Raw genomic sequence first — 19,870 nt, 5'->3', positions numbered from 1 at the left:
ATTATCCTCGGATCGCCCAGAAGGCCAGGTTCAAGCCCGGGAACTGCCCGGCGATATGGAAGGCGAAACCGCCGGAGTTGTTCAGCTGTTGCCAGTGCTCGCTGCCACGGTCCAGCTCGTAATAGGTGGAGCCGGCGTGATACGGGATCTGCCGTGGCGCCACCGGCAACGGCAGCAGGCTGATGCCCGGCAGTTGCAGGTTGACCATGTCGCGGATGTGCTCCACCGAGCCGACTTTGTTTTGCTGGCCGAAGCGCGCGCGCAGGGTTTCGGCGGGCACGTCGGCGCGCACCACCAGGATGAAACTGGCGCTGTCGAGCAGGGTTTTGTCGGCCAGCATCGCCACGTGAATGCCGTAGGCCTTCTCCACAATCGGGATTGGCGTGGCCTTGCTGTCGATCAGCATCGACAGGGCTTCACGCAACGCCAGCATCACCGGGGCGAAGCTCAGGGCGAGGTCGTCGTGTTGGTACTGCGGGTATTCCTGCGGGCGCCGGCCAGAAGTGGAGAAGGTCGAGAACTCGCCGACCAGGCTCACCAGCTCGCTGAAAAACCGCTCCGGGTGCAGCGGGCTCAACTGGTTGAAATGCTGGATCAGCGGCTGCGCGCGGTTGACCAGTTGCAGCAGCATGAAGTCGGCAATCTCCGACGCGCCACCGGCGCCCGAGGCGACCACGCGGCCCGCCAAGGCCTCGCCACGCTGGTGCAGCAGGCCCAGCAGTTCGCTGCGAAAGGCTGCCAGCGGTTTGCTCACGGCCACGTCCAGCACCGGTGGGATGTACGTGTCGTCGAGCACCAGGGCGCGGTCGGCGCGCTTTTCCTTGATGCGTACCAGACCGATGGCGGCGTAGTCGCTGATGCCATCTTGCGCGGTCAGCAGGCGCAACGCGCGGGAGCCCACGGCCACCGGCGCGCGGTTTTCGAACGGCGCGTTGTCGTCGCGCACTTCGCGCACCTGGCTCACGTAGCGCGCGGCTTCCAGGGCTTCGCCCTCATCCACGGTATCGCGCGCGCCGGCACGCTTGAGCGGCAAGGCCAGGTAGACCAGGCCATCGCGCAGGTGGTCGTCGATGTTCAGCGGGCTCGGCGCCAGGTCATCCTGGGGGATATTGAACGGCGTGCCATCGGGCAACAGGCCGCGTGCCGAGACGATGGCCAGCTTGCCCTGGGCCAGCAGACCCTGGTCGATCAGCAACTCGGAGAAGCCCCAGCTGCCGGCGGACAACGGGCGGCTGCGGGCGTCGATCAGGTTTTCCAGGTAACGGTCATGCTGCTGGAAGTGCTGCGTTCCGATGAACATGCCTTCCGACCAGACCACGCGATTGTTCCAGGACATGGGGGCTCCGATTGCTTGTTATTGGGCTGGGCTGGATGGGGAGGCCGCGACGTCGGCGCGCACGGCACGCACATCGAGGCTGATCTGGTATTCGGTGTATTGGCGCGCGGGCACGTTGATCACCGTGCGCCATTGCGCGCGGTCCAACTCGCGATAGCCCACCAGCAAGCCGATCTGGCGGGTGGCCGGGTCGAGGTCGCGCTGGATGCTCAATTGCTGGCCGGGCTGCACCACCACTTCGTCCTGGTCGAGCAGGTCCAGACCGAGGGTGGATTGCGCGCGGTCAGCCAGGGCGAAGTAATCGGAACGGGCGAAGGTGGCGGCGTTTTTCAATTCGAAGATGCGCACCCGCACCGGAGCGGCCTGGCCGCTGGCGCCGGGGTTGAGCCCGCTGATTGCGTGGAAATGCAACTCGATGGCCGCGGTGTCCGCTTCAACCTCAGGGGCTGCGGCGGGCGCGACGGCGTCTTTGGCACACGCCGTCAGCAGCAGCACGGTGGCAACTGCGAGTAAAAACCTGGGAATCATCCTGCGTCCTCAATGACGTACTTAGCTATCCGTTAATCCATGTCGTGCGGTTTTTAGCGACGCTGTCGTGCGCTGTGGTCTTCGTAGGCGCGGCTGAATTCGCGGCCGAACAGGTCCTGGAAATCCTCCTGGGCCTCGCGGGAAATATTGCTGTAGAGCTCGGTGAACTGCTGCCAGTACTGGGCCTGGCGCGAACCGTTGAACAGGCTCGACAAGCCGCCGGGCTTGCCCATCCGCTCTTCCAGCTGCGCCGGTTCAAAGCGCGTGAGCAGGTGCTTGATCGCCGCTTCCACCCCGGCCATCACCGCCAGTTGGTGGGCGCGCAGGTCGTTGAAACTGTCACGTACGGCGGCGTCCGGCGCCATAAACGCCTGGTTGCCGTGGCGAAGCAGCAGCAGTAACGCTTCGTCGGCGTTGGGGGCGAATTTCAACGGATTGTTTTCGGCGGGCTGGATCATCGTCTGCTGCATGCGGAACTCGCCCTTGAGGCTAGCGCGGGCACGCAACACGTCGATCAGGCCTTCGACCATCAAGCGGTAGCTGCGGCCGATGTTTTCCATCTGCGCCTCAGCCTGGGCCTTGTCGAGGTTCAACTGGTCGAGGCCGGCGCCACGCAGGAAGGCTTGCAGCAGGTCGGTTTGTGGCGGGGTGACGGCCACCGGTGGCGGCTGGATTACCGGCGCGACGACGGGCGCGGGGGCGTCGGCCAACAGGTCCCAGTCATCCGGGATCACCGACGCCGAGGCCACGGGTTTTTCGACGGCAATGGGGGTCGGCGGGCGGAAGTCGTGTTGCTCCGACGGCACATGATCAGCCACGGTCGGCGGCGGTACGGCGCTGGGGCTGAGGAAGTCGAACAGGTCCGGCAGGGTGTCCATCGACGAGGCGCCCTGGAACTGCGGCGCGATCACCGGCTTGTTCGCCACGGCGCCCATCAGCGCTTCAAAACTGTTCGCGGCATCGGCGGCAAAGGGTTGGCTGTCGCCGGCCTGCACGTTGAAGTCGATACGCGCCTGGATCTCGTAGTCACCGATGCGGATCAACTCGCCATTTTCCAGGGGCTCGCTGTTACCCCGACGCAGGCGAATACCGGCGTTGACCAACTCCACGCCGTTGGTGCTGTTATCGGTTAAATAATAACGGCCATCTTTGTATTGAATAACGCAATGTTGCGAGGAGACGAGGCGCTCAGGGTCAGGCAATACCCAGTCATTATGCAAACTGCGGCCAATAGCCATCACGCCCTGATCCATGGACTTTTCGGCACATTGCCCTGGGGTGATCTTGTGATAACTAGTGATAGTCAAACACAGCGACATCTTGCCTCCTTGCTGATACTTCGCGCGCGCTCTACTTCCTGAACGTTAGTTCCAGAAAGTCTCTCCATAAGGTCGTGCAACCCACCGTAAAACCTTGCAACACCCGCACAATTGCTGATCTTAACCGGGCTCCATGACAAAAATCCTGTCCCGGTACGTCGTTAGACCCACCAGTCGCGCAGGTTGTTAAGCACCGCACATCTGTCACAGAGGGCGAATAGCTTACCTTGACAAGGCGTAAGTACTACACCAAAAATGCACAACTTCTCAGATAACCATGATGGCACACTAGTGGCATCTTGCTTATATGACCGAGAAAACATGCAAAGTTCCTCGCGCAACTAATGCATGCATTGCCCGCCATCTAACGGGCTGATAAGGAGATCAAATTCAGTGGATGTGCCGTTGCTGCTCGCCGCCGTTTCCGCGAATTCGCCGTGTGGCGAAGACATGGAATATGACGCGGACTTTCTTCAACTAGAGCGTGCCGCGAAGGGCCAACCCGAGCGAAGCATGGGCGACTCGATCCTGCCCGCTGAGCCACCGCAATGGCGCGACATCCAGCAGCAAAGCCTCGATTTGCTGCAACGCAGCAAAGACCTGCGCATCACCCATTTCCTGCTGCAAAGTGCCCTCGCCCTCCAGGGTGTGGCCGGGCTGGCGCAAGTCCTCTCATTGATCAACGCACTGCTGCGTGACTACTGGGCCGAGCTGCATCCGCGCCTGGACGCCGACGACGATAACGACCCGACCGTACGCATCAACGCCCTCACCGGCCTGACTTGCGACACCAACATCCGCCTGCTGCGCGAAAGCATCCTCACGCGCTCGCGCACCTTCGGCCCGGTGAGCCTGCGCGCGGCGCTGAACGCCAGCGGTTTGCAGTCGTTTGCCGATGAACAACTCGGCGCCCAGCAGCTCAACGCCGCGTTCCTCGACAGCGACCCCGAGCAGCTGCAAGCCACCCGCGATGCCTTGAGCGCCGCGCGGGCGGCCTGCGAAGCCATCGAGCAACAGGTCAACGAGCAGGTCGGTTCCGCCCAGGGCGTGGACCTCAGCGCCTTGAAGCAACCGCTCAAGCAGGCGTTGCAAATCCTCAATCAAGCCGTACCCGGCAGCAGCGTTCCCGAGGCCGTCAGTGAAGACAATGCCCCCTCGGTCGAACCCGCCGCCGCCCCCGCAGCACCGCGCCCGCTGGGCGATATCGCCAACCGCGATGACGTGCTGCGCAGCCTCGACAAGATCCTTGCGTACTACACCCGGCACGAGCCTTCGAGCCCGCTGCCGGTGCTGTTGAACCGGGCGAAGAACCTGGTGCACGCCGACTTTGCGGCGATCGTGCGCAATCTGATTCCCGACGGCATGTCCCAATTTGAAAACCTGCGCGGCCCGGACGGCGAGTAAACCGCCCGGCCGTGCAGTAACAACACCGTCGCTCAAGCGACCAGGAGCAGCAACGTGGCGAAGCAAAGTTCTCAGAAATTCATCGCGCGCAACCGCGCGCCTCGGGTGCAGATCGAGTACGACGTCGAGCTCTACGGCGCCGAGAAAAAGGTCCAGCTGCCCTTCGTGATGGGCGTGATGGCCGACCTCGCCGGCAAGCCCGCCGAGCCTCTGGCGCCAGTGGCTGATCGCAAGTTCCTCGAAGTGGACGTGGACAATTTCGACTCGCGCCTCAAGGCCATGCAGCCGCGCGTGGCGTTCCACGTACCCAACGAGCTGACCGGCGAAGGCAACCTGAGCCTGGACATCACCTTCGAAAGCATGGACGACTTCAGCCCGGCCGCCGTGGCCCGCAAGGTCGATTCGCTGAACCAGCTGCTCGAAGCCCGCACCCAACTGGCCAACCTGCTGACCTACATGGACGGCAAGACCGGCGCTGAAGAAATCATCATGAAGGCGATCAAGGACCCGGCATTGCTGCAAGCACTTGCCAGTGCGCCCAAGCCTGCAGGGGAGCAGTAATCATGAGTGACAATACCGCCCGCGAAGGCGCGCCGATCCTGGGCGCCACCGAGGAAGCCAGCGAGTTCGCCAACCTGCTGCTGCAAGAGTTCAAGCCCAAGACCGAGCGTGCCCGCGAAGCCGTGGAAACCGCCGTGCGCACCTTGGCCGAACAAGCGTTGGCGCAGACGGACCTGGTGTCCAACGACGCGATCAAGTCGATTGAATCGATCATCGCCGCCATCGACGCCAAGCTCACCGCCCAGGTCAACCAGATCATCCACCACCAGGATTTCCAGCAGCTGGAAAGCGCCTGGCGTGGCCTGCACTACCTGGTCAACAACACCGAGAGCGATGAGCAGCTGAAGATCCGCGTGCTCAATATCTCCAAGCCGGACCTGCACAAGACCCTGAAGAAATTCAAGGGCACCGCGTGGGACCAGAGCCCGATCTTCAAGAAGATGTACGAAGAAGAATACGGTCAGTTCGGCGGCGAGCCTTACGGTTGCCTGGTGGGCGATTACTACTTCGACCAATCGCCACCGGATGTGGAACTGCTGGGCGAGCTGTCGAAAGTCTGCGCTGCCATGCACGCCCCGTTCATCGCTGCCGCTTCGCCGACCGTGATGGGCATGGGCTCGTGGCAGGAACTGTCGAACCCGCGCGACCTGACCAAGATCTTCACCACCCCGGAATACGCCGGCTGGCGCTCCCTGCGTGAATCGGAAGACGCGCGCTACATCGGCCTGACCATGCCGCGCTTCCTCGCGCGCCTGCCGTACGGCGCCAAGACCGACCCGGTGGAAGCCTTCGCCTTCGAAGAAAACACCGACGGCGCCGACAGCTCCAAGTACACCTGGGCCAACGCTGCCTACGCGATGGCGGTGAACATCAACCGTTCGTTCAAGCACTACGGCTGGTGCTCGCGCATCCGTGGCGTGGAGTCCGGCGGTGAAGTGGAAAACCTCCCGGCCCACACGTTCCCGACCGATGACGGTGGCGTGGACATGAAGTGCCCGACCGAAATCGCCATCAGCGACCGCCGTGAAGCGGAGCTGGCGAAGAACGGTTTCATGCCGCTGCTGCACAAGAAAAACACCGACTTCGCCGCGTTCATCGGCGCCCAGTCGTTGCAGAAACCGGCCGAATACGACGACCCGGACGCCACCGCCAACGCCAACCTGGCCGCGCGCCTGCCGTACCTGTTCGCCACGTGCCGCTTCGCCCATTACTTGAAGTGCATCGTGCGCGACAAGATCGGCTCGTTCAAAGAGAAGGACGAGATGCAGCGCTGGTTGCAGGACTGGATCCTCAACTACGTGGACGGTGATCCGGCGCACTCCACCGAAACCACCAAGGCCCAGCACCCGTTGGCAGCGGCCGAAGTGATCGTCGAAGAAGTGGAAGGCAACCCGGGGTACTACAACTCCAAGTTCTACCTGCGCCCGCACTATCAGCTGGAAGGGCTGACCGTGTCGCTGCGCCTGGTATCGAAGCTGCCTTCGGCAAAAAGCGCGTAAGTAGCTGGTGAACTGGCTCTTCTGTGGGAGCCGGGCTTGCCCGCGATGCAGGCGACGCGGTCTGCCAGTCAGACCGCGGTGATGCTATCGCAGGCAAGCCAGCTCCCACAGAAAAGCAAAGCCCCATCGGGCTTAAACAAATTTCGTGGCTTGGGCCACACAGGGAGAAAACATGGCTGTTGATATTTTCATCAAGATCGGCGACATCAAGGGCGAGTCCATGGACAAGGCCCACAAGGACGAAATCGACGTGTTGAACTGGAGCTGGGGCATGGCCCAGTCCGGCAACATGCACGTGGGCGGTGGCGGCGGCGCCGGCAAGGTGAATATCCAGGACCTGTCGCTGACCAAGTACGTCGACAAGGCCTCGCCGAACCTGATGATGCACTGCGCCAGCGGCAAGCACATCGACAAGGTCAAGCTGACCGTGCGCAAGGCCGGTGGTGAAAGCCAGGTCGAGTACATGGTGATCAACCTGGAAGAAGTGCTGGTCACGTCCCTGAGCACCGGCGGTTCGGGTTCCGATGATCGCCTGACCGAGAACGTCACCCTGAACTTCGCCCAGGTGATGGTCGACTACCAGCCGCAGAAAGCCGACGGCACCAAAGACGGCGGCGCGATCAAGTTTGGCTGGAATATCCGTTCCAACACCAAGCGCTGATAGCCCTTGTGGCCGTGGCCCAGCGCCACGGCCTCAGTTCAATTGCCCCTCTCACAACCCGTCCGTGGAGCTGCTTTGGTGGTCACTGAAATCGCTTCCCGCGACCGTCTGCAACCGTCCCTGCTGGACCGGTTGACCGATGACGATCCAACCAATCCCAAGGAAAGCGCCGACAAACGCGTGCTGTCCCTGACCCAATTGAAAGCCTCGGTGCTGCGCGACCTGGCGTGGCTGCTCAACACCACGTCGTTGCTGGATGCCGATGCCACGCTGCACACCCCGGCCGGGACTTCGGTGGTCAACTACGGCCTGCCGGCGCTGGCGGGCAACAGTGTGTCCAGCGTCGATATCAAGGCGCTCGAAGCGCTGATCTACCAGGCCATCGCCACCTTTGAACCGCGCATCCTGCGCCACACCTTGCGGGTCAAAGCCCGCGTCGGCCATGGCGAGATGAACCACAACGCGCTGAGTTTCGAGATCGAAGGCGACCTGTGGGCACAGCCGGTGCCGTTGCGCCTGTTGCTGCAAACCGACCTCGACCTGGAGTCCGGCCACGTGCGCGTGGTCAATGCCGACCAGCGGAGACGCCCATGAACCCGCGCCTGCTGGAGCTGTACAACCAGGAACTGCACCACGTGCGCGAAAGCGCCGCCGAGTTCGCCAAGGAATACCCGAAGATCGCCAGTCGGCTGACCCTGTCCGGTATGGACTGCGCCGACCCGTACGTCGAACGCTTGCTGGAAGGCTTTGCCTACCTGACTGCCCGCGTGCAGCTCAAGCTCGACGCCGAGTACCCGACCTTCACCCACAACCTGCTGGAAATCGCCTACCCGCACTACCTGGCGCCAACGCCGTCGATGACCGTGGTGCAATTGCAGACCGACCCGGACGAAGGCTCGCTGGCCAGCGGTTTCCCCCTGCCCCGCGACACCGTCCTGCGCGCCGCGCTGGGCCGCGAAACCCAGACCTGCTGCGAGTACCGCACCGCCCACCCGGTGACGTTGTGGCCGCTGCAAGTGAGCAACGCCGAGTACTTCGGCAACCCCGCCGCCGTGCTCGGGCGCCTGGCCGCCAGCGAACCGAAGGCCAAGGCCGGCCTGCGCCTGACCCTGCGCACCGGTGCCGAACTGCCGTTCAACAGCCTCGACCTGGACACGCTGCCGCTGTACCTCAGTGGTGCGGATGAGCAACCGTTTCGCCTCTACGAACAATTGCTCGGCAATGCCTGCGCGGTCTTTGCGCGCAAGCCCGGTGGCGATTGGGTCGAGCGCCTGCCGCAAGACGCACTGCGTTCCCGTGGTTTTGACGACGCCGACGCCGCCATGCCGGTGGTGGCGCGGGCGTTCCAGGGCTATCGCCTGCTGCAGGAATACTTCGCCCTGCCCCACCGCTATCTGTTCGTCGAATTTGCCGAGCTGAGCCGCGCGGTCAAGCGCTGCGACGGCCAGGAGCTGGAACTGATCGTGCTGTTCGACCGTCACGAGCCAAGCCTGGAAGGCAGCGTCGGTGCGGCGCAATTCCTGCCGTTCTGCACGCCGGCGATCAACCTGTTCCCGAAACGCGTGGACCGTATCCACTTGTCCGACCGGGTCAACGAACACCATGTGATCGCCGACCGCACGCGGCCGATGGATTTCGAGATTCATTCCCTCAGCGGCCTCACCGGCCACGGCACCGGGCCGGAGCAGCCGTTTTTGCCGTTCTACGCCGTGCGTGATCCGTCGCGTTATGGCCGCGACCAGGCGTATTACACGGTGCGCCGCGAACCTCGCGTGTTGTCCAGCGACCAGCGCCGCAACGGCCCGCGCTCCACCTATGTGGGCAGCGAAACCTTTATCAGCCTGGTGGACAGCCGCCAGGCGCCGTACGGCCACGACTTGCGTCAACTCGGCGTTACCGCGCTGTGTACCAACCGCGATTTGCCGCTGTTCATGAGCGTGGGCAATGGCAAGACCGACTTCACCCTGGCCGACAGCGCGCCGGTGTTGGCCGTACGTTGCGTCGCCGGGCCAAGCCGCCCGCGCGCCAGCCATGCGCATGACGCCAAGGCCTGGCGATTGATCAGCCAGCTGTCGCTCAACTATTTGTCCCTGAGCGAACAAGGCCAGGGCGCCGGCGCCTTGCGTGAACTGCTGCGGCTCTATGGCGACAGCAACGACGCGGCGCTGCAATTGCAGATCGAAGGCCTGCGCGAAGTCAGCAGCAAAGCCGTGACCCGCCGCCTGCCGATGCCCGGCCCGATTGTGTTTGGTCGCGGCCTGGAGATCACCTTGGAGTTCGATGAAAACGCGTTTCGCGGCACCGGCGTGTTCCTCCTCGGCGCGGTGCTGGAACGCTTCCTGGCGCGCTACGTGTCGATCAACAGCTTTACCGAAACGGTGATCCGTACCACCGAACGCGGCGAGATCATGCGCTGGAAAGCCAAGCCCGGGCGGCGGCCAACCCTGTGAAGACCCTGGACGCGATGCATCAGGAGCCCTGGGAATACGATTTCTTCCAGGCATTGCGGCGGATCGAGTGCGAATCGCCGGACCTGCCGCGCCTGGGCCATTCCCTGCGCCTGGCGGACGATCCCTTGCGCCTCGGTCAACAAGCCGATTGCACCTTCGCCCCGGCCACGCTGGCCTCGGTCGATCCCGGCGGCGACGGCAAACCGGCGCGCCTGGAGCAGTTCTTCTTCGGCCTCGGCGGCCCCAACGGCCCGCTGCCGCTGCACATCACCGAGTACGTGCGCGAGCGCCAGCGCAACAACGCCGACAGCACCAGCAAACAGTTCCTGGACGTGTTCCACCATCGCCTGCTCAGCCTGTTTTACCGGGCCTGGGCCGAGGCGCGGCCGACCGTCAGCCACGATCGCCCGGACGATGACTACTGGTCCGCGCGCCTCGCCGCCTTGAGTGGCCGTGGCATGCCAAGCCTGCTCAATCAGGGTTTGATTCCCGACACCGCCAAGCTGCACTACAGCGGCCACCTGTCGGCGCAAACCCGTTACCCGGACGGTTTGAAGGCGATCCTCGGCGAGTACTTCGGCCTGCCGGTGGCGATTGAAGAGTACGTCGGCCAATGGCTGGAACTGCCCGAACGCAGCCGCGTCGGCGTCAGCGCCAACCGCCTGGGCGTGGACTTTTGCCTGGGCAGCCATGTGTGGGACCGCCAGCACAAATTTCGCATCCGCCTCGGCCCGCTCACCCTTGACGACTACATGGGCATGTTGCCCGGCCAGCAGCCGTTCAACGAGCTGGTGGCGTGGGTCGCCGAGTACCTGGGCCATGAACTGGACTGGGACTTGAACCTGGTTTTGCAACAACCCGAAGTGCCGGCGCTGCAACTCAATGGGCAGTTCCGCCTGGGCTTCAATACCTGGCTCGGTCAACCCGAGCGAGACGCCAACGACCTAATCCTGGCCCGGCATTACGCCGATCACGCCACCACCTCAAGGAATCCAGAGCATGGGTGAAATCAGTCGCGCCGCGCTGTTCGGCAAACTCAACAGCGTGGCCTACAAGGCCATCGAAGCCGCCACGGTGTTCTGCAAATTGCGCGGTAACCCGTATGTGGAATTGGCGCACTGGTTTCACCAGTTGCTGCAACTGCAGGACTCGGACCTGCACCGCATCATCCGCCAGTTCAACGTGGAACCGGCGCGCCTGGCCCGTGACCTCACCGAAGCGCTGGACCGCCTGCCACGCGGCTCGACGTCGATCACCGACCTGTCGTCCCACGTGGAAGAAGCCGTAGAGCGCGGCTGGGTCTACGGCAGCCTGATGTTTGGCGAAAGCCAGGTGCGCACCGGCTACCTGGTGCTGGGCATCTTGAAGACGCCAAGCCTGCGCCATGCGCTGCTGGGTTTGTCGGCCGAGTTCGACAAGATCAAGGCCGAAGCGCTGAGCGAGCGTTTTGACGAATACGTCGGCGACTCGCCGGAAAACGCCCTGAGCGCCAGCGATGGTTTTAACGCCGGCGCCGTTCCGGGTGAAGCCAGCGGCGCCATGGCGCCGAGTGCCATGGGCAAGCAGGAAGCCCTCAAGCGCTTCACCGTCGACCTCACCGAACAGGCGCGCAGCGGCAAGCTCGACCCGATTGTCGGCCGCGACGAAGAGATCCGCCAACTGGTGGACATCCTTATGCGTCGACGCCAGAACAACCCGATCCTCACCGGCGAAGCGGGCGTGGGCAAGACTGCCGTGGTCGAAGGCTTCGCCCTGCGCATCGTCGCCGGTGACGTGCCGCCAGCGCTCAAGGATGTGGAACTGCGCAGCCTGGACGTCGGCCTGCTGCAAGCCGGCGCAAGCATGAAAGGCGAGTTCGAACAGCGCCTGCGCCAGGTCATCGAGGATGTGCAGGCGTCGCCCAAGCCGATCATCCTGTTTATCGACGAAGCCCATACGTTGGTCGGCGCCGGTGGCGCTGCCGGCACGGGCGACGCGGCCAACCTGCTCAAGCCCGCCTTGGCCCGCGGCACCTTGCGCACCGTGGCCGCCACCACCTGGGCCGAGTACAAGAAACACATCGAGAAAGACCCGGCGCTGCCCCGCCGTTTCCAAGTGGTACAGGTGGCCGAACCGTCGGAAGACAAGGCGCTGCTGATGATGCGCGGCGTGGCCTCGACCATGGAAAAACACCATCAGGTGCAGATCCTCGACGAAGCCCTGGAAGCCTCGGTCAAGCTGTCCCACCGCTACATCCCCGCACGCCAGTTGCCCGACAAATCCGTGAGCCTGCTGGACACCGCCTGCGCCCGCGTCGCCATCAGCCTGCACGCGGTGCCGGCGGAAGTGGACGACAGCCGTCGCCGCATCGAAGCGCTGGAAACCGAGCTGCAAATCATCGCCCGCGAACATGCCATCGGCATTGCGATTGGGGCGCGGCAAACCAACAGCGAAGCGCTGTTGAGTGCTGAACGTGAGCGTCTAGCGACTTTGGAAAGCCGTTGGGCCGAAGAGAAAGCGCTGGTGGATGAACTGCTCGCCACCCGCGCGACCCTGCGCGAAACCGCAGGCGTGGTTGATAGCGGCAACGACGCATTGCGCGCTCAGTTGGTGGACCTGCAACAACGCCTCAGCGCCCTGCAAGGCGAAACCCCGCTGATCCTGCCCACCGTGGATTACCAGGCCGTGGCCTCGGTGGTCGCCGACTGGACCGGCATCCCGGTGGGCCGCATGGCGCGCAACGAACTGGAGACGGTGCTCAACCTCGACCAGCACCTGAAAAAACGCATCATCGGCCAGGACCATGCCTTGCAGATGATCGCCAAGCGCATCCAGACCTCCCGCGCCGGCCTCGACAACCCGAGCAAGCCGATTGGCGTGTTCATGCTCGCCGGCACGTCGGGCGTGGGCAAGACCGAAACCGCCCTGGCCCTGGCCGAAGCCATGTACGGCGGCGAGCAGAACGTGATCACCATCAACATGAGCGAGTTCCAGGAAGCGCACACGGTCTCCACGCTCAAGGGCGCACCACCGGGTTACATCGGCTACGGCGAAGGCGGCGTGCTGACCGAAGCCGTACGGCGCAAACCCTACAGCGTGGTGCTGCTGGACGAGGTGGAAAAAGCCCACCCGGACGTGCACGAGATCTTCTTCCAGGTGTTCGACAAGGGCGTGATGGAAGACGGCGAAGGCCGGGTGATCGACTTCAAGAACACCCTGATCCTGCTGACCACCAACGCCGGCACCGAGCTGATTTCCCGCGTGTGCAAGGACCCGGCGAATGTGCCGGAGCCGGAAGAGATCGCCAAGGCATTGCGTCAGCCGTTGCTGGAGATTTTCCCGCCGGCACTGCTCGGCCGCCTGGTGACGATTCCGTACTACCCGCTGAGCGACGAGATGCTCAAGGCGATCACCCGCCTGCAGCTGAACCGCATCAAGAAGCGCGTGGAGAGTACGCACAAGGTGGCCTTCGACTATGACGACGCGGTGGTCGACCTGATCGTCTCGCGCTGCACCGAGACTGAGAGCGGCGGGCGCATGATCGATACGATCCTGACCAACAGTTTGCTGCCGGACATGAGCCGTGAATTCCTCACGCGCATGCTGGAGGGCAAGGCGTTGGCGGGGGTGCGGATCAGCAGTCGGGATAAAGAATTGCACTACGCCTTCAGCGACGCAGAATAACTATTGGTGGAATGCGGTCATTGTGGGAGCTGGCTTGCCTGCGATAGCGGTGGGGCAGTCCCAGATTTTTCACTGACAGACCGCTATCGCAGGCAAGCCAGCTCCCACATTTGATCCAGTTCCGTCAGTGAAAAAGGTATTACAGGACAACCGATGCTATTCAACCAAGCCTCACGCCTGGCCAAGATCACCAGCCCCCTCGGGCCGGATGTGCTGCTGCTCAATGCCATGGGCGGCGGTGAGGAACTGGGCCGGCTGTTCACCTATGAACTGCAACTGACGTCCCTGGACGCCAACATCGACCCCAACCAGTTGCTCGGCAAACCCATGAGCGTCGGCCTGCAGCTGGCGGACGGCGGTGAGCGGCATTTCCACGGCATCGTCGCGCGCTGTAGCCAGGATATCGACCAGGGCCAGTTCGCCAGTTACCAGGTGGTGCTGCGCCCGTGGTTCTGGCTGTTGAGTCGCACCTCGGACTGTCGGATTTTCCAGAACCTGAGCATCCCGCAGATCATCAAGCAGGTGTTTCGCGACTTGGGTTTCTCCGACTTCGAAGACGCCCTGAGCCGCCCGTATCGCGAGTGGGAATACTGCGTGCAGTACCGCGAGACCAGCTTCGATTTCGTCAGCCGCCTGATGGAACAGGAAGGCATCTACTACTTCTTCCGCCATGAACAGGACCGCCATGTGCTGGTGCTGGCCGACGCCTATGGCGCCCACACCACGGTGCCGGGCTACGCGTCGATCCCGTATTACCCCAAGGACGAGCAGCAGCGCGAACGCGACCATATGCACAACTGGCACCTGGCGCAGCAAGTGCAGCCGGGCTCGCTGGAGCTCAACGACTACGACTTCCAGCGCCCCAGCGCGAGCATCGACGTGCGCTCGGCGATGCCGCGCCCGCACACCGCCGGCGACTATCCGCTGTACGACTACCCCGGCACCTACGTGCAAAGCCAGGACGGCGAACACTACGCGCGCACCCGCATCGAGGCCCTGCAAACCCTGCACGAACAGATCGAGTTCAGCGGCAATGCGCGGGGCCTGGGTTCGGGGCATTTGTTCAGCCTCACCGGCTTCAGTCGCCAGGACCAGAACCGCGAATACCTGATCGTCGGCATCCGCTACCACATCGTCCAGGAGAGCCTGGAAAGCGGCAGCGGCTCGGGCGCGGCGCAGTTCAGCAGCAGCCTGAACTGCATCGATGCCCAGCAAAGTTTCCGCCCGCTGGCCAGCACCCACCGGCCCATCGTCAAAGGCCCGCAGACCGCGCTGGTGGTGGGGCCCAAGGGCGAGGAAATCTGGACCGACCAGTACGGCCGCGTGAAGGTGCATTTCTACTGGGACCGTCACGACCAATCCAACGAAAACAGCTCGTGCTGGATTCGCGTGTCGCAATCCTGGGCCGGCAAGAACTGGGGCTCGATGCAGATTCCACGGATCGGCCAGGAAGTGATTGTGAGTTTTCTGGAAGGTGATCCCGATAGGCCGATCATCACCGGGCGGGTGTACAACGCCGAGCAGACGGTGCCTTACGACTTGCCGGAAAACGCCACGCAAAGCGGCATGAAAAGCCGCTCCAGCAAGGGCGGCACGCCGGCCAACTTCAATGAAATCCGCATGGAGGACAAGAAGGGCCTGGAGCAGCTGTACATCCATGCCGAGCGTAACCAGGACATCGTGGTGGAGGTGGATGAGAGCCATTCGGTGGGGCATGACCGCAACAAGAGCATCGGCCACAACGAGACAGTGACCATCGGCAACAACCGCCTGCGCATCGTCAAGCAGGAAGACATCCTCTCAGTGGGCCAGCGCAAGACGGACAGCATCAGCCAAAGCTACGTCATCGAAGTGGGCGAAAACCTGCGCCTGGTCTGCGGTGAAAGCATCCTGGAGTTGAATGCCAGCGGGCAGATCAACCTGACGGGCGTGCAGATCAGCTTCTACGCCAGCGGCGATGCCGAGTTCAACACGGGTGGCGTGCTGCACCTGAACAACGGCGGCGGCGCGGGCGCAACCCCCGATGGCCAGGGCGTTAAAGCCAGCATCGACGCCAATATCAACGCCGCGTTCCCAACGCCTAAAAGCTCCTGACGAGACCTGTTTGCGATGACGTATCGAATCAACGAATTCCAGTTCCAACTGCCGGCCGCCGAGTTGCAGGACGCGACGATCAATATCCTCAAGTTCCCTGAGCTGGGCACTTCCCTGATCATCAGTCGCAGCCTCTTGGCCGAGGGCGAAACCCTGCACAGCAACTTCGCCGACCAGCTCAAGCGCCTGGAGCAACAGGTGCAGGATTTGCGCTGCCAGCCGAGCACTGTGGTGCGTTTGGGCGCGGCTCAAGAAATCGAAGGCATCGAGCTGCGCAGCCAGTTCAACAAGGGCAATGACAAGGTGTTCCAGTACCAATTGGCGCTGGTGTTGCCGGGCACGCGTAAGATGCTCGCGTTGAGTTATGTGAAGGCCGAAAAGCTCGGCGATGCCGAGGCAGCGCACTGGGCGTTGATCAAGAACTCGCTGTCGTTCGACGCCCTTTGATGAGCCGCCTGCATGTCTGACGCACTTTGGGCGGCCCGCATGGGCGACGCGCTCGCCCACACGTCGATGATGGCCGACATCCTCGGCGGTGTGCTGGAGGTGGCGGCCAATATTGCGATCACCGCCGTGGCAACCGCTGCGGTGGTGGCCGCCACCGGTATCACCGTGGCCACGGGCGGGCTTGGCTGCTTCCTGCTGGGCGCGGTGGTGGGCACGATTGTCGGGCTGGCCATGAGCAAGACGGGGGCGGACAAAGGCCTGTCGAATTTATGCGAGAGCTTTAGCAACGCCCTGTTTCCGCCCACGGTGCAGGCGAACATTCTCACCGGTTCCACCAACACCCTGACCAATAACATCCCCGCCGCCCGCGCTGCCGGGGCGATCAGCTCCCACGTCGCGCCGGCCGGCACCGAGCTGGAAGAGCCGGCACCAGAGCCGGGCTACCTGGACATGGCCGAGAGTTTCTTCTCGCAGATGTGGCGCCCCCCCGTCGCCACGCCGGCGCCAGGCGCGGTGCCCAAGCCGCTGGACCTGGTGGTGTGCATGAAGCACCCGCCGATGCCGCCGCAGTTCATGGCCGAGGGTTCGGACAAGGTCACGGTCAACGGCCAGCCGGCGGTGCGCAGCGGTGATCGCAGTACGTGCGATGCGACGGTGGTGGGTTCGGGGCTGATCTCGTCCAACGTGACCATTGGCGGCGGCTCGGTGGTGGTGCGTGAGATTCGCAGCGGCAAGACGCCGGGCGTCGGGCTGGCGGTGACGGCGCTGTTGATGCTCAAGGGCGGCAAGGGCAAGTTCTTCAGCAAGCTGCCGTGCATGCTGATCAGCGGCGCGACGTCGATGGCCGTCAGCAGTGCGATGGGGGCCTTGGCGAACGCGGCGATGGGCTCGTCGAACCCGGTCCATGCGGCCACCGGCGCAAAAGTGTTGGGGCACGTCGAAGAGCTGGATTTTGTGCTGCCCGGCATCCTGCCGATTGCCTGGCAGCGGTTCTACAACAGCCGCGATGAGCGCCCGGGCAGCCTGTTCGGCAAAGGCTGGAGCGTGGCTTATGAAGTGTGCGTCGACATTCGCCCCCATCCTGAGGGTGGTGAAACGCTGATCTACACCGACGAGCAGGGCCGAGCAATCGACATGGGTTCGATTGCTTTGGGCGGCGCGGTATTCAGCGCCGGTGAAGGGCTCGCGGTGCGCCGCCACCTCAATGGGCAGTTGCTGATCGAAAGCGACGATGGCCTGTTCAGGTTGTTCGAGCCTACGGCCAACCCGGCGCGGTTGCGCCTGAGCCAGCTCGGCGACCGCAATGACAACCGTATCTACCTCGACTACGACGAAGCCGGGCATCAGGTACGGCTGCGCGATACGTTCGATCTGGTGCAGGTTGAGTTGGTCCGTGAGCAGGGCCAATTGGCGCGCATCGAGCGTGTGTATCCCGATCAGCGTCGTGAAGTGCTGGTCAGCTACGGCTATGACATGGCCGGGAGCCTGGCTGAAGTACGCGACGCGACTGATCAGGTGCAACGCCGCTTCGCCTACGACAACGGCCGCCGGATGGTCGAGCATCAACTGCCGACCGGGTTACGGTGTTTTTACGAATGGGCGTTGGTGGAAAACCTGGAATGGCGCGTGGTCCGGCATTGGACCGATGAAGGCGACGCTTACCAGTTCGACTATGACTTGCAGGCCGGCCTCACGCGCATCACCGATGGCTTGCAACGCGTCAGCACCCGCTTGTGGAACACGCAGCACCAGATCATCCAGTACAGCGACAACCTCGGCCAGACCTGGCTGTTCGAGTGGAACGACGAACGCCAATTGCTCAGCGCCACCGATCCGCAGGGTGGGCGTTATGAATACAGCTATGACGAGGCCGGTAATCTGATCGGCGAGCGTGACCCGTTGGGGCGCAGCGATTCGACGTTGTGGCTGGAGCATTGGGCCTTGCCGCAGGTGGAAACCGACGCGGCCGACAACAGTTGGCAGTATCGCTACGACCCGCGTGGCAACTGCATCGCCGAAACCGATCCGCTGGGCCATGTCACCCGCTACCGCTATGACGACCACGGCCAGCCGGTGGAAATCATCGACGCCACCGGCAAAAGCAAAAAGCTGCGCTGGAACCCGTTCGGGCAGCTGGTGGAACACGTTGATTGCTCGGGCTATCCAACCCGCTTTGGCTACGACGCGCGCGGCAACTTGCAGGTGATCACGGACGCCCTCGGCGAGCGCACCTTGTTCAACTATGACGCCCAGGGCCGCCTGCTCGGCAGCCAACTGCCGGACGGGCGCACCGAGCAATACCAGCGTGACGTCAGCGGGCAACTGGTGGGTTACACCGACCCGGCCGGACACACCACGCTCTATCAGCACAACCGTCGCGGCCAGGTCCGCCAGCGTACTGATGCCCACGGCCGACAGGTGCAGTTCGGTTATGACAGCTATGGGCGGCTGCAAGCGCTGATCAACGAGAACGGCGAGCGCTACCGGTTTGCCTGGGATGCCGGGGACAGGCTGACAGAACAGCAAGATCTCGACGGCAGCGCCAAGCGTTACGGTTACGACCCACTGAATAATGTGATCGCAGTGACTGCTGTTCCGGCCCCTCACGGCAACGGTCTGGCGGTAGTCCCCGAAACCCCGCCCGCCCCCATCGTCCATCAGCTGGAACGCGATGCGGTTGGCCGCCTGATCGCCAAGGCCACCGACGATGGCCGCACCGACTACGCCTACGATGCGGTGGATCAACTCACCGCCGTAACCTTCACCGACTTGAACGGCAACACCCAAGCCCTGGGCTTTGCCTACGATGCCCTCGGCCAACTGCTGTGCGAACAAAGCGCAGCGGGCGACCTGAACCACCACTACGACGAGCTGGGCAACCTGATCCAGAGCCGACTGCCCGACGGTCGCTGGCTCAATCGCCTGCACTACGGCAGTGGCCACCTGCACCAGATCAACCTCGACGGCCAGGTCATCAGCGACTTTGAACGCGATCGCCTGCACCGCGAAGTGCTGCGCACCCAAGGCCAGCTCAATACCCGCAGCGAATACGACCGCAGCGGCCGCCTGCGCTCACGCCAACGCCGCCACGCCAGCCAGCCGTCCTTGCTGCCCGCTGCGGCGCAAAAACAATTCGAATATGACCCTGCCGACAACCTGATCGGCAAGTTCGACCAACAACCCTCCGCGCAACATCGCCAACTGCTGCATTACGACGCCACCGGCCGCATCATCGCCAGCCAGGACAGCCTGCACGGCCAGCGCGAAACCTTCGCCTACGACGCCGCCGCCAACCTGCTCGACGGCCCGCAAACGGGCGCCGGGTTGGTGGTGCATAACAAACTGCTGACCTATCAGGACAAGCGTTATCGCTACGATGCGTTTGGCCGCACGATTGAAAAACGCAGTGCCGCGCGGGGCGTGCAACGCTTTGCCTATGATGCTGAAAGCCGACTGATCGAAGTACGCAATGACAACGGCAGCGTGGTCAGGATGACCTACGACCCGTTGGGCCGGCGCATCGGGAAAACCGAGCATGGCAGCGACGGCTATCCGCTAGGGGAAACGCGGTTCGTGTGGGATGGCCTGCGGTTGTTGCAGGAGCACCGGCACAGCCAGACCAGCCTGTATATCTATCAGGACGAAGGCCACGAGCCCTTGGCCCGGGTTGACGGTACGGGGCCGTTGCAGAAGATCCGCTACTACCACAACGACCTGAACGGCTTGCCGGAACAGCTCACCGAAGCGGATGGGCATGACGTCTGGCGGGCGACTTATCGGGTGTGGGGCAACACGCTGGAGGAGGTGCGCGAGCCGTATTACATCGAAGAGCAGAACCTGCGGTTTCAGGGGCAGTATCTGGATCGGGAGACGGGGCTGCATTTCAATACGTTCAGGTTTTATGATCC

Annotated in this window: 14 protein-coding genes; 11 read left to right on the top strand and 3 right to left on the bottom strand. The window is 63.2% G+C overall.

The features are described 5' to 3' along the window. Position 1: 1 nt before the first annotated feature. From tssK to tagH, 3 genes are read right to left on the bottom strand one after another with little or no spacing between them, the layout of a single operon-like run. Entirely contained in the window at positions 2-1,336 is a 1,335-nt protein-coding gene (gene tssK / locus B348_RS0108685; RefSeq protein ID WP_017735737.1) for a type VI secretion system baseplate subunit TssK, read from the bottom strand. 18 nt (positions 1,337-1,354) lie between these two features. Continuing rightward, positions 1,355-1,864 (bottom strand): type VI secretion system lipoprotein TssJ, encoded by a 510-nt coding sequence (tssJ, locus tag B348_RS0108680; protein WP_017735736.1) that lies wholly within the window; start codon positions 1,862-1,864, stop codon positions 1,355-1,357. Between the two features lie 53 nt (positions 1,865-1,917). Beyond that, complete coding sequence (gene tagH / locus B348_RS0108675) at positions 1,918-3,183, bottom strand: type VI secretion system-associated FHA domain protein TagH (RefSeq protein WP_017735735.1); 1,266 nt, start codon at positions 3,181-3,183, stop codon at positions 1,918-1,920. A 393-nt stretch (positions 3,184-3,576) separates the two neighbouring features. Here tagH and tssA point away from each other — a divergent pair, with 393 nt between their 5' ends. The 11 genes from tssA to B348_RS0108620 form a co-directional block, all read left to right on the top strand. Next, a complete protein-coding gene (gene tssA, locus B348_RS0108670) occupies positions 3,577-4,587 on the top strand; it encodes a type VI secretion system protein TssA (protein WP_017735734.1) in 1,011 nt (336 codons plus the stop codon). A gap of 54 nt (positions 4,588-4,641) precedes the next feature. Next, positions 4,642-5,148, top strand: coding sequence for a type VI secretion system contractile sheath small subunit (tssB, locus tag B348_RS0108665; RefSeq protein WP_003195557.1), 507 nt, complete (start codon positions 4,642-4,644; stop codon positions 5,146-5,148). A gap of 2 nt (positions 5,149-5,150) precedes the next feature. Continuing rightward, positions 5,151-6,647: a type VI secretion system contractile sheath large subunit gene (gene tssC / locus B348_RS0108660; RefSeq protein ID WP_017735733.1), complete on the top strand. Its 1,497-nt coding sequence runs from the start codon at positions 5,151-5,153 to the stop codon at positions 6,645-6,647. A gap of 172 nt (positions 6,648-6,819) precedes the next feature. Continuing rightward, positions 6,820-7,308: a type VI secretion system tube protein Hcp gene (locus B348_RS0108655; protein WP_017735732.1), complete on the top strand. Its 489-nt coding sequence runs from the start codon at positions 6,820-6,822 to the stop codon at positions 7,306-7,308. Positions 7,309-7,386: 78 nt separating this feature from the next. Next, a complete protein-coding gene (gene tssE / locus B348_RS0108650; protein WP_005792513.1) occupies positions 7,387-7,902 on the top strand; it encodes a type VI secretion system baseplate subunit TssE in 516 nt (171 codons plus the stop codon). After that, positions 7,899-9,758 (top strand): type VI secretion system baseplate subunit TssF, encoded by a 1,860-nt coding sequence (tssF, locus tag B348_RS0108645; RefSeq protein ID WP_017735731.1) that lies wholly within the window; start codon positions 7,899-7,901, stop codon positions 9,756-9,758. The genes tssE and tssF overlap by 4 nt, the downstream gene beginning before the upstream one ends. Further along, positions 9,722-10,765, top strand: coding sequence for a type VI secretion system baseplate subunit TssG (gene tssG / locus B348_RS0108640; RefSeq protein WP_026136666.1), 1,044 nt, complete (start codon positions 9,722-9,724; stop codon positions 10,763-10,765). The genes tssF and tssG overlap by 37 nt, the downstream gene beginning before the upstream one ends. Beyond that, on the top strand, positions 10,758-13,421 hold the full coding sequence (gene tssH / locus B348_RS0108635; protein WP_017735729.1) for a type VI secretion system ATPase TssH: 2,664 nt from the start codon (positions 10,758-10,760) through the stop codon (positions 13,419-13,421). Before tssG ends, tssH begins: the two co-directional genes overlap by 8 nt. Before the next feature lie 153 nt (positions 13,422-13,574). Next, a complete protein-coding gene (locus B348_RS0108630) occupies positions 13,575-15,515 on the top strand; it encodes a type VI secretion system Vgr family protein (RefSeq protein WP_017735728.1) in 1,941 nt (646 codons plus the stop codon). Positions 15,516-15,530: 15 nt separating this feature from the next. Next, the gene (locus B348_RS0108625) at positions 15,531-15,962 is read left to right on the top strand and encodes a DcrB-related protein (RefSeq protein ID WP_017735727.1); all 432 of its coding nucleotides are present in this window, start codon (positions 15,531-15,533) and stop codon (positions 15,960-15,962) included. A 12-nt stretch (positions 15,963-15,974) separates the two neighbouring features. Further along, positions 15,975-19,870: DUF6531 domain-containing protein (locus tag B348_RS0108620; protein ID WP_017735726.1), on the top strand; the 3,896-nt coding region annotated here is incomplete at its 3' end.

The sequence above is a fragment of the Pseudomonas sp. CBZ-4 genome, from assembly GCF_000346755.1.
Classification (GTDB): Bacteria; Pseudomonadota; Gammaproteobacteria; order Pseudomonadales; family Pseudomonadaceae; genus Aquipseudomonas.
This window is presented reverse-complemented; position numbering and strand designations above follow the sequence as displayed.